At 56.9% G+C, this 10913-nt stretch carries 9 protein-coding genes and 1 pseudogene; 3 read left to right on the top strand and 7 right to left on the bottom strand.

From position 1 onward, the window contains the following. A partial coding sequence (locus tag SMC5_RS00720) for a PdaC/SigV domain-containing protein (protein ID WP_119119193.1) occupies nucleotides 1–572 on the bottom strand: 572 nt, incomplete at its 3' end. A 168-nt stretch (nucleotides 573–740) separates the two neighbouring features. Between SMC5_RS00720 and SMC5_RS00715 the strand changes: the two genes are divergently transcribed. Genes SMC5_RS00715 through SMC5_RS00705 form a run of 3 tightly spaced genes read left to right on the top strand, consistent with a single transcriptional unit; the run spans nucleotide 741 to nucleotide 3449 of the window. Then, on the top strand, nucleotides 741–1490 hold the full coding sequence (locus tag SMC5_RS00715) for a sulfite exporter TauE/SafE family protein (RefSeq protein WP_165848896.1): 750 nt from the start codon (nucleotides 741–743) through the stop codon (nucleotides 1488–1490). 43 nt (nucleotides 1491–1533) lie between these two features. Beyond that, the gene (locus tag SMC5_RS00710; RefSeq protein WP_119119191.1) at nucleotides 1534–2607 is read left to right on the top strand and encodes an aminotransferase-like domain-containing protein; all 1074 of its coding nucleotides are present in this window, start codon (nucleotides 1534–1536) and stop codon (nucleotides 2605–2607) included. 26 nt (nucleotides 2608–2633) lie between these two features. After that, on the top strand, nucleotides 2634–3449 hold the full coding sequence (locus SMC5_RS00705) for an Fpg/Nei family DNA glycosylase (protein WP_119119190.1): 816 nt from the start codon (nucleotides 2634–2636) through the stop codon (nucleotides 3447–3449). A gap of 170 nt (nucleotides 3450–3619) precedes the next feature. Here SMC5_RS00705 and SMC5_RS00700 read toward each other — a convergent pair whose 3' ends face one another. The 6 genes and pseudogenes from SMC5_RS00700 to SMC5_RS00680 form a co-directional block, all read right to left on the bottom strand. Further along, nucleotides 3620–4846 (bottom strand): ABC transporter permease, encoded by a 1227-nt coding sequence (locus SMC5_RS00700; protein WP_165846130.1) that lies wholly within the window; start codon nucleotides 4844–4846, stop codon nucleotides 3620–3622. A 1-nt stretch (nucleotide 4847) separates the two neighbouring features. Next, complete coding sequence (locus SMC5_RS11535) at nucleotides 4848–5483, bottom strand: ABC transporter ATP-binding protein (protein WP_407079749.1); 636 nt, start codon at nucleotides 5481–5483, stop codon at nucleotides 4848–4850. A 276-nt stretch (nucleotides 5484–5759) separates the two neighbouring features. Continuing rightward, a pseudogene (locus SMC5_RS11530) lies at nucleotides 5760–7082 on the bottom strand (efflux RND transporter periplasmic adaptor subunit); the annotation flags it as partial. Between the two features lie 277 nt (nucleotides 7083–7359). After that, nucleotides 7360–8586 carry a sensor histidine kinase gene (locus SMC5_RS00690; protein WP_119119187.1) on the bottom strand — a complete coding sequence of 409 codons (1227 nt, stop codon included), beginning with the start codon at nucleotides 8584–8586 and terminating at the stop codon, nucleotides 7360–7362. A 2-nt stretch (nucleotides 8587–8588) separates the two neighbouring features. Then, complete coding sequence (locus SMC5_RS00685) at nucleotides 8589–9248, bottom strand: response regulator transcription factor (protein WP_119089715.1); 660 nt, start codon at nucleotides 9246–9248, stop codon at nucleotides 8589–8591. A gap of 139 nt (nucleotides 9249–9387) precedes the next feature. Continuing rightward, nucleotides 9388–10913, bottom strand: a 1526-nt coding sequence (locus tag SMC5_RS00680; protein WP_207798926.1) for a stalk domain-containing protein, incomplete at its 5' end; no start/stop codon positions are given.

Here is a 10913-nt window from a genome sequence, read left to right as displayed (position 1 = left end):
TACTGGCTCTTCAGGTCTGTCACGCAGTACTGCGAAAGCCACTGCAGGCCTTGCTTCCCGTCGAGGAACAGGCCCTCGGTGTCAAGGATCTCACCATCGCTGAGCCTCGCGTTGAGGACGTATGTGAACGACATGCCATGAGCCGCACCAGCGGAGTACGTCTCGAACCGGATGCGGACACTGACGAGGTCGTTCGTCAGATAGGGAATCTCATACTCGGTGTTCAAGAAGCTGCTCTGGTCAACAGGCAGCTGGCCAGCCTCAGAGGGATTCTTCGCGGCCCATGCCGCGTCATCAGCTGCATTCTGCTTCAGACCCGCAATGTCCGGAAGCACCATGGTACTGATAGCCTTGTTGACCTTTTCGAGGGCACCCGCAGGCAGCGTACTCCGAAACTGCGGATAGCCGGCCCTTATGGAGTAACGAAGCGTTTCGCCCTCCTCGTGCATGGTCTCAACGACAATGGATGGAAGTCCGTTAACGGGTATGCTGACTGCCTTCGGCCGGCATCCTGCGCACGCCACCACCACTCCTGCCGTCAGCACGATTGCCACTGCTCTCTTCAGTCTCATGGTTCCCCCCCTCTGCTGTCATCTCGCCGAACGGCGCTGATGCTCCAACACAGTATGATTCGTCCTTGCGCGCACGCAAACGCGCACAGGAGCGCTGGTTTCAGCCCGCGTCGGCAAGCCAGCCGCCGTATTCTGTGTATACTGTTCGGGTGCGTCCCGAGAGGACGCGTGGAGGAAGATGTGCCCTTTGCCCTGACTGCTGTTCTGTTTGGCCTCATCGTCCTGGCGACCCATTTCATCCAGGGGATCACCGGCTTCGGTTGTACCGTGCTGGCCATGCCGTTCTGTATCCTTCTGACCGGCATCGACACAGCTCGCCCCGTCCTTACTGTTCTGGCCCTTATACTGGACGTCTATCTTCTGGTCGTCTCCTGGAAGCACGTCGACCGGCGGCAGTACCTGCGCATCCTTGCATTTGTCTTGCCCGGACTTCCTATTGGCATGATCGCCTACAACGTCCTGCCACAAACCACGCTGATGCACATCCTCGCCATCTTCATGGTCGTCGTCGGCATCCAGGGACTGGTCACGCAGTTCCGGCCGGGCAGAGGTACGCCACGACCATGGCCTGCCTGGCTTCTCAACACCCTGCTGTTCATCGGAGGCGCCATGCAGGGGGCATTCACCTCGGGTGGTCCACCTGTCATTATCTACGCGACTCAGAAGCTGAAGGACAAAGCTTCGTTCCGCGCCACACTGGTCGCCATCTGGACGACACTCAATGTGTTCATCATCGCAGATATTGTCTTGCGCCACAAGCTGGCCGGCGAGCCAGGGAGGCTTGTCCTGACGTCTCTGCCATTCCTTGCGCTCGGCGCCCTGCTGGGAGACATCGCGCACCACCACATCAGCGGTGAACGCTTCATCCAGCTTATCTACGCAGTACTGCTCATCTCGGCAGTCTTCATGGTCCTGTAGGAATCATCATGAACGTATCAGACACATCCAGGAGGCAAGTAGCATGATTGCATTCACAAGAGGGGTTCCCGCAACAGAAGCGTTTCCGGTGGAGGCCCTGGGAGAGTGCGCCGCGTCGGCTCTCGCCAAGTACAGCTCACAGATTCTGCAATATGGCTCCTTCCGAGGATTCGGCCCACTGCGTGAGTTCATCGCAGCCGGCCACGGACTCCAGCCCGACCAGGTTCTGCTGAGTCAGGGAGCCCTGCAGATCGTCGATTTCGTAGCCCGTTCCCTCATCGCACCGGGCACCACCGTTCTGGTCGAGCAGCCCTCGTATGACCGTGTCATCAAGGTTCTGCGCCGGGCGGGCGCCACGGTTGTCGGCGTTCCCCTGCAGGAAGACGGCATGGACCTCACCGCCTGTGAGGATCTCATTCGTGAACACCATCCCCTCATGACATACGTCGTCAGCGATTTCCAGAACCCTTCGGGTACAACGATGTCGGAGGCCAAGCGCCGCGCGTTCGCCGCCCTGGCAGAGCAGTACGGTATGCTCGTCCTCGAGGACCTCCCTTATCGCCGCCTGCGATATACCGGTGACGACATTTCCACGATCCAGTCCATGATCCCGGACAGGACGATCGAGCTTACCAGCTTCAGCAAACTGCTGTCGCCCGGCCTGCGCGTCGGCGTCGCCCTCGGCCCCCAGCAGTACATGGACCGCCTCGGCAAGACCGCACAGGACACGTATATTACACCAGCCCTTCTGCCACAGGCTACAGTCTTCGAGTTCATCGACAGGGGCTTGCTGCCCGCTCAGATCGAGAAGTTGCACAACCTCTACCGCCCGCGTCTGTCCAGACTGCTTACCACGCTTGACGCGGAAATGGCCGACCTGGGAACATGGGCCAGACCTGAGGGCGGCTTCTTCGTAGGCGTCACGCTCAACAAGAGTGTCAAAGCCGAAACCCTTATCGCCAAGGGCCTGGAGAAAGGTATTCAACTCACGAATGGGCGCGACTTCTTTGCTGACGGGAGAGGGGATACCTTCGTCCGGCTGCCGTTCTGCGCGCTGACCACCGAGGAGATCGACGAAGGAGTCAGGACCCTGGCCCAGGTCGTGAGCTCCCTGTAGCCGATTTCAGATACGAGAGGGACATCATGCCCGAATTACCCGAAGTAGCCAACCTGGCACGACAAATGGACCGGGAGCTCCGCGGCAAGCGTGTGGCCGGGGTCGACGTCGTCCAGCCCAGATGTCTGAACGTATCACCCGACGAGTTCGGGCAGCTGCTCGTCCATGCACAAGTGAACCGCGTGACGTCGAGAGGAAAATGGATCTTCGTGGACCTCGAGCCGGAAGCAACGCTCCTGCTCAACCTCGGCATGGGTGGGGAAGCCCTCTTCCACCGCAAGGGTGAGCCCTTGCCGGGAAACCGCCAGTCAGCCGTCCTGTTCGACGACGGCAGTGCCCTCAGCCAGCACTTCTGGTGGTTCGGGTACGTCCACGCGGTCAAGACCGTCGAGCTCGCTTCCCATGCCATGACAGGCTCGCTGGGTCTCGACCCGCTGGACGACAGCGAGTTCACGCCAGACACATTCGAAAAGATACTGATAGAAAAGGAGCGGAGCACGATCAAGACGGTTCTCATGGATCAGAAGAACATCGCGGGCATTGGCAACGTCTACATCCAGGACATCCTGTTCGCGACCGGGCTGCATCCCCTGCGCAAAACCGCCGACGTCACTGCGTCCGAGCGTCACGTGCTTTACGCCGCGATCCGCTCACAGCTTGGACATGCACTGGAATTGGGCGGCCTGGCATTCGAGAAGGACCTGTACGGCCAACCGGGGCGCTTTATGGAATTCCTGGTCGGGTACCGCGAAGGCAAGCCGTGTCCCGTATGTGGCGCGTTCGTCCAGAAGATCCGGACCGGCAGCACGGCATCGTTCATCTGCCCAACCTGCCAGACGTAACACGATGTCTGGTAAGTCAAAAAGGGCTGCGTCCGGTCCTGCAGCAGTTTGTGCTGGACCGTTCACAGCCCTTTCCGAGCTGGCACTCACCCGACGCCTGTGTCAAAGGTCAGACTGAGCGCATCACCTTTGTGGATGGTCGTTGTATGTTCCTGTTCATGGACGACCTCCTATTCATACCGCAATGCATCGACGGGTTTCATCCGGGCTGCTGTGCGAGCCGGGTAGACTCCGAAGAATACTCCGACAGCGATGGAAAAACTGACAGCAAGAAGGATAGATGAGCCAGTTATCGTCGTCGTCGTAAATCGGGAAACAATAAAGTCCGAGCCAAGAACGCTGATCACAATCCCCAAGATGCCTCCCGCGATGCTCAACAGGGAAGATTCAATAAGAAACTGGACGAGAATATCGCGTTCACGGGCTCCAAGTGCCTTACGGATGCCTATCTCTCGGGTTCGTTCCGTTACGGAAACGAGCATGATATTCATGATACCGATACCGCCGACCAAGAGAGAGAGACCTCCGATAGCCGCGAGTAACGTTGTCAATATCGTCATGGCCGACGTCACCATATCTGTCAGGGCTGCGACATCCTGAATGGAAAAGTCCACTTTCTTGTGTTTGCGTGTCAGGATATCGGTAATCTCAGTTGTGACTGCTAAGCTCTGAGTAGGATCGACGCACTTGATCGTTGTTCGTTGGATAACATTGTGGACGACACCGAACGACTTCTCTCCGTCTGAGAACGGCAAGACGACTGCAGTATCAACAGAGCTCCCCATTGACTCACCTTTTGCCGTAGCAACGCCGACGACCTTGTAACTCGCGCCGTTTATCCGGATCGGCTGCCCCACTGCAGATCCATTAGGGAACAAGGTTGTCTGCACGGTGGCGCCGATGACAACATTACGCGTCCGATTGTCGATATCACTCGTAGAAATCATACGGCCATTGGCAATCGTTACATTCTCGACTTCAAAGTACGTCGGTGTCGCGAAGATTCCGGTGCCCGACATGGTGGTATCCCCGTTCTTGATCGTAATATTGGTCTGGTTCGTCGGCGATACAACAATTGGGTAGGTTACTCTTGCCTCGATATACGTCAGGTCTTCCGCCGTGATTTTGGCACCGGCTGATGCTCCCCCCCTGTTACCTCCTCCGAAGCCACCACCACCCATGAGAACATTCGACCTGGCACCAGCAGTCAGATACAGATTGCCAGAGCCAGAACTCTGCATTCTGCTGAGGATGCTCTGCTTTGTTCCGGCGCCGACGCCCATGAGCATGACAACGGCAGCAATACCGATAATAATTCCCAGCATGGTAAGAAACGAGCGCATTTTCGCTGCGAAGATCGCTCGCGTTGCATTCCGAAAACTGTCCCTGAGGTCCATTCTAGTTCCTCTCATCGGCCACAACACGGCCGTCCTGGATACGAATCACGCGTTCCGCCTGCGCCCCGATGGTATCATCGTGAGTGACGTAGATAATCGTCTTCCCGTCTGTGTGCAACTCCTTCATGATGTCCAGGATCTCGCGGGCCCCCTTGGAGTTCAGGTTGCCGGTTGGCTCATCAGCAAGAATAACCGGTGGGTTCATCATCAGGGCCCGGGCAATGGCGACACGCTGTTGTTCTCCACCCGACATTTCAACAGGGCGATTGTACATACGGTCCTTGAGCCCAACACGCTCCATCAGTTCATGAGCACGAGCTCGTTCGTCTCTTCCGCTGATCGCATGTGTGGAGTAGGTACATGGAAGAAGGACATTCTCCAGGGCACTCAACTGCGGCAGCAAGTTGTAAGACTGAAACACAAATCCTATGTCTCGATTGCGAATACTGGCAAGATCATTCGATCGGAGTTGGGAAACATCACGGCCCTCGAGACGATAGGCACCAGAGGTCGGGGTATCCAGACATCCAAGAATATGCATCAGCGTCGATTTTCCAGAACCGGACGGCCCCATGATAGCAACAAATTCATGTTCGCCGATCTCAAAAGATACGCCGGCAAGAGCATCGATCGTGATGNNNGATGAAGAAGACGTAGAGGACGACGTAGTGGTGGTCGCACTCGCCGTGCGCAGGATACGGTCTCCCGCTTTGAGGCCCGAGATAATCTGGACATAGACGTCGCCTTCAATGCCCGTTTTCACCTCTGTCCTGGTGGTCGTCCGCTTGTTGCTGGCATCCACGGATATCACTGTCACATAATTCTTACCGTTTTCTGACAGGATCGATTCGACCGGGACAGCAAGAACTCCTTTTGCAGATGACGTCGTAATCGACGCATCGGCAGTCATGCCGGCAACCAGCGTAGTGGGAGGTTTGGTGAACTGGATCTTGACGGCATATGCATTGACGCTACTCGAAGTCGCCACCAACGTAGTTCCAACATACGCGACCTTGGCCTTGAATGTCTGGTTGGGGTAGGCATCCATTGTCACCGATGCATCCTGCCCAGTTTTGACGTGCAGAACGTCGAGTTCATCGACATATGCCTGGACATTCCATCCGCTTGTGTCGGCAATCACCATCGCACTGGTCCCACTGGTCGCACTGGTCGCCTGATCGCCGACCTGGACGTTGAGCGATGTGATGATCCCATTCCACGGAGCCTTTACCACATAGTTGTCGGAGGTGAGTTGCGTAGCCTGCAATGACAGCTCTGCCTGGTTCTTCTGCTGCTGCAGTAACTGGAGCTGCAGTGCAGCCTTGCGTTCGGTTGTGCCATACTGAGAAAGGTCATACTGCGCTGCCGTCACCGCAGCTTTTGCCGAGTTGACGTCCGCTTGGAGCACGGTCACGTTATTTGCCTGTGAGTCGACCGTCTTCTGGTTCTCCGCAAGGTTCTCCGCAAGGTTATTCTTGGCAGCCGTTACAGCCCGTTCATCCTGGTTCACCTGCAGTTGAGCAGCGTTCAGGTTGAGTATCCTCTGTGCCACCGAGGCTTCGGCCGTTGTTTTGTTGGCCTCAGCACTTGCATTAGCGCTTTCGAGAGAAAGCCGTGCACTGTCGACCTTAGTCAAGTCTGCAGTAGTATCTTTCGCAGGAATTGCTTGCACATCCAGGACAAGCTGATTCTCAGCCGCGGTCAAGTTAAGTTGAGCTTGCTGAACAGCAAGATCAGACTGCGCTACCGACGACGTATCATAGTCCTGAAGGTACTTGAGGTTGGCCTGAGCGGTCGTGAGGCTTTCCTCAGACTTCGTCACCGCTTCTTGCAGATTGGCGGCAGTTGTGGCAGCTGTGGCACTGGCAGTTGTGGCGCTCGTGTTATATACTGTTGCATTCTTCAAGTTGTTTTCTGCCTGAAGCTCCTGAATCTGTGCCTGCTTCACCGCAGTTTCCAACTGCGTTTTTGTCGCCGTAAGGTCTGTTGTGTTCGCTGTCTCGATGTTGAGGAGACTCGTCTGGTAGTTGGACTCGGCTTGAGCCAGCTGGTTGTCACGTGCCGCCGAGTCAATGCTAACGATGACCTCTCCTGCTTTGACGAAGTCCCCTTCCTTCTTGTAGACCCCGGTGATGGTCCCCTGAGCCTGTGCCGTCAGCGTTGCGGAACGTAAGGGAGCCACGGTTCCAGAGACCGTCGTAAGGGTAGCAACGTCCTGTGGTGCCACGACATACATGGACGATACTCCGGCCCTCCTCGCTGCGAATGCCGCGGCTGTCTTCCTGGCAGCCAGCACTTTCAGTCCAACCACGACGATCGCCGCAACGACAATCAGTGACACGACCGAGACAATGATTCGCCGACTCTTTTTGCTCATGTTTCCTCCACTGGGCGCCTGCGCCCGCATCTATTGACCAACGCGCTCACTGCGCAGCGTGACCACGTTGGATTCGTGATGTACTGTAACCACCAAGATTTAAGGATAGATTAAGAAGCGCGTCCGGCCTCCGCAATCAGGTGAATCTGACAATGAAGTCCGTGCCGGCTTCGGCGCTACTGGTGACGACTACATGCCATCCATGAAGGTCTGCAATCTTCTTCACAATCGCCAATCCAAGCCCAAATCCGCGCTGTGTACGCGCAGCATCAACCTGATAGAACGGTTCAAAAACATGCGACAGATCGTCGGGAGCTATGAATCCACGGGAATTCCCGACGTGCAGATCAGCTGCATTGAGCACAACACTCACCGTGCCACCCGGCGCATTGAACTTGACAGCGTTTTCGATGAGGTTGTTGACAAGCTGGCGTAACAGCAGGCTGTCTCCCTCGACCGTCACCCCTTCGTGAATTGTCGCCTGCATCGTCAATTCGTGTTCTTTGCAGCTTTCCACGTTCTGACTGGCCACTGCAGTCACAAGAGCGGTCAAATCGACTTGTCCGAGGTCGACCTCCGCTCGGTCCAGCTGGGCAACCTCGAGCAACCGCTCAACGAGGAGCGACGCATACTTGACCTGTCCTTTGGCAGCCATGATCCTGTCCTGGTATTCGCCCGTTTTCATCGCGACGTCCAGCGAGGACGATATGCTGGCCAATGGAGTCCGCAGTTCGTGGCTGGCATCTTGTGTAAACTGCTCCAGACGCGCCTGCGACTCATGCACTGGTTGCAGTGTGCTCCGGGAGAAACGCAGGCCGAGAACGTAAGATAGGGCACCCATCAGGATTGTGACGACCAGCAGTTCCAGGGTTTTCCACCCGAATTCGTTCGGCCCCTGTCGTACGTGTCCCGCGAATTGCACGAATCCAACGATGCTCCCTTCTCTGTGGATAGCGCGGGTCACCACTGAATAGGAAGAATCGCCGCCCATCTTGGGGGCAGCAAAGGGATCGGCATGCCCAGACGCGGAACCGGCAAACATCTCTCCTTGATAGAGAACGGTCCCATCTGACGCAAGGATTCGCACGAACGGACGCACAGACGGGTTGAGACCTTGTCCAGCCGTCGCTGGGTTCGCGGAAACCTGGTTATCTGACAAAATCTGGTCGACCTGTACGTTGAGCCCGTGCATCATGCGGTAGTAGAAAATGACCGTATCACACGTCATGAGAATGAGACCACTTGCCAGAATGAGAACGCATACGAGGCGGGTGAACTTCATCGCTAGCCGCTGTTCTACACTGAACCTCGCGCTGAGTCTCTCCTCGAGATCGCGACGCCGTTCCTTGAGTGAATGCCACATGGCTAGTCTCCTATCATGTACCCTTTGCCGGGCACCGTCACGATGCTCTCTCTGCCAAGCTTGCGTCTCAGATAGGCCACGTGGACGTCCACGGTCTGAGAAAACATCAGCTCATCGTATTCTCCCCAGACAAGTTCAATGATCTCGAGACGTGTCTTGGCAATGCCGCGGTTGAGGGCAAGAAACTCCAGGAGGGCATACTCGCGTGGCGCAAGTGCCACGACCTTACCACCCTTGCGGACCTCGTGCGTGTTGGTGTCGACCGAGATATCTCCTAGCTCAATGACTGGGCTGCGGGTCTCGCCACCTCGGCGGAGCAAAGCCCTCATCCGCGCGAGCAGCTCCTCGAGGTCGAACGGCTTGGTAAGGTAATCGTCGGCTCCACTGTCCAGGCCGGCCACGGCATTCTGGTGCCCGACCCTGGCAGTCAGCATGAGAATGGGCATGCTCCGCCCTGCTTGCCGCAGCTGCCGGCAGACTTCCAGCCCGTCCATGCGTGGAAGGTTGAGGTCGAGAACGACGAGCGCATACTCCTCGGTCAGTCCCTGGTGCAGCCCCGCCTCACCGTCAAAGGCAAGGTCGACGCTGTAGGACTCTGTCTCCAGATACCGCCTGATGTTCTGGGCAAAATCCTGCTGGTCCTCAATGACAAGAATATGCATTCGTTTTTCCTCTCATGCCTGTCATTGTACCAGCGTGTCCTAAGAACGGATTAAGATGGTGCGCCTCGGCGGTCGGAGGCAAGGCATGATGCACCGTCCTGACCATCCTGGGCGAACCTGAACTTGTCCTGGCAACCTGCTACTGTGACACGACGAGGCACGTGACCAACTGCCGACCTGGGGTATAGATGTACGCACCCTTGTAGTACAGGGTGGTCGAGGCGCCGCCATCGAGGGAGATAACATCAGAAAAGAGCTTGAGCTGAGCCAAGGCACCACCAACATTGTCGGTCGTGAGGCTTATGGAAGTGGAACTCGAGACGAAGTACAGGTAGCGACCACCGCCAATGCCGAGAAAAGACCGTGGCCCCGACTTGGCCATGCGGAAGCTGTCAGCATAGGCATAGGCCTTGGCCCCCATGACTGGTTGGCCGGCGCGCAGGACGACCGGCGCCGACTGGATGAAGAACCCCGTTGAGAGGTCCCGTTCTCCGAGGAAGATATGCAGGTGCGCGCTGTCGGCATTCCGGAGCGAAGTGATCGTGTCGATTGTCCAGTGGTTGACTGCCGCCTGGTACCCGTAGAGCGCGTACTGGCCAGGCTTCATCAGCCTCGGCTGAAAAGTCGCCCCGCAGACGCGCTGCACGATGCGATCCCGGTCCACCACGATCAGTTGCTGATTGCTGCCAACCCAGATAGCCTTTGGATACCAGTTCGTATAGACAGTGAAACCGCCCCAGCTGGTGCAGTTGATGGAATACGTCGTCATCGAAATGGTCTTCCTGTCAACCGTCACGTCGACTCGTACCTCCAGCCGGCCCTCTGCGTAGAACGGGATACCATGATCGTCTATCCCCATTGTCTCCGCATATCCCGCCTTCACCTGCGGGTAGATCCCCTCGCCGCCCAACGATCCGGTCATAACATGAGTTGTCGTGTCGAACGGCAATGCGTTGATCATGGCAAGTGGCTTGCCAAGGGCAAACGTTGTATAGGGAGTTCCTGAGTTCATCCCTCCTGGAGATGCCACCGGAACAACGCGGATCCCTTTGCCCTTCAGGTCAATGCGGATGATCTCAAACGTGTACTTCTTCGTCGCATATGTGACGCTTCGCGACATCCGCGTAACCGCGTCCGGGTGTTCACTCCCTGAATCCCCCGAACCAGCAGTATCCTGGGCACTGGCAATCGTAGCAGTGCAGGAGCGACCATCCGGCACCACCTGCACAGAAGCCCCCATGAACCGGAGGATATCTACGGGACCCACCACAGTTCCACGAGCGTTGAGTAGTGCTGCACTCATGGTCACAGCCCTGACGCCCACCATCGCCGTCCTGCTGCCGACTTTTGCCACGACCCTGGACTTGCCGGAGGTGAGCGTGCACGATCCCGTTTTTGCATCCCAGGCAAGATCCCATTCCAGGAGATTGGCGACGGACCTTACCGGAAGCAGCAACTGCTTCGAACCCATATCGAACACTGCCGGAACCGGCATCATCAGGACCGTTGTCCCATTGGAGGTGACAGCAGTCTTGCCCACGGTGAACTGGACAACGCTCGCGTGCTCCTCAGCACTACAGTCAGGAGCAATGGTCACCATCAGCATTGCCACTATTAGCAGAAGTGGTATGAGATTCGTCAGTTTGCGCACTGTTGATCCTCCTC

The organism is Candidatus Cryosericum odellii, assembly GCF_003570935.1.
In the GTDB taxonomy this organism is placed as follows: Bacteria; Caldisericota; Caldisericia; order Cryosericales; family Cryosericaceae; genus Cryosericum; species Cryosericum odellii.
The sequence above is the reverse complement of the archived record's forward strand: the minus strand, read 5'-3'. Positions and strand labels throughout refer to the sequence as shown.

Bases quoted from the DNA above. Each gene is read 5' to 3' on its own strand.
- SMC5_RS00705 (WP_119119190.1), top strand. From the start codon at position 2,634: ATGCCCGAATTACCCGAAGTAGCCAACCTGGCACGACAAATGGACCGG.
- SMC5_RS00690 (WP_119119187.1), bottom strand. From the start codon at position 8,586: ATGTGGCATTCACTCAAGGAACGGCGTCGCGATCTCGAGGAGAGACTC.
- SMC5_RS00710 (WP_119119191.1), top strand. From the start codon at position 1,534: ATGATTGCATTCACAAGAGGGGTTCCCGCAACAGAAGCGTTTCCGGTG.
- SMC5_RS00685 (WP_119089715.1), bottom strand. From the start codon at position 9,248: ATGCATATTCTTGTCATTGAGGACCAGCAGGATTTTGCCCAGAACATC.
- SMC5_RS00700 (WP_165846130.1), bottom strand. From the start codon at position 4,846: ATGGACCTCAGGGACAGTTTTCGGAATGCAACGCGAGCGATCTTCGCA.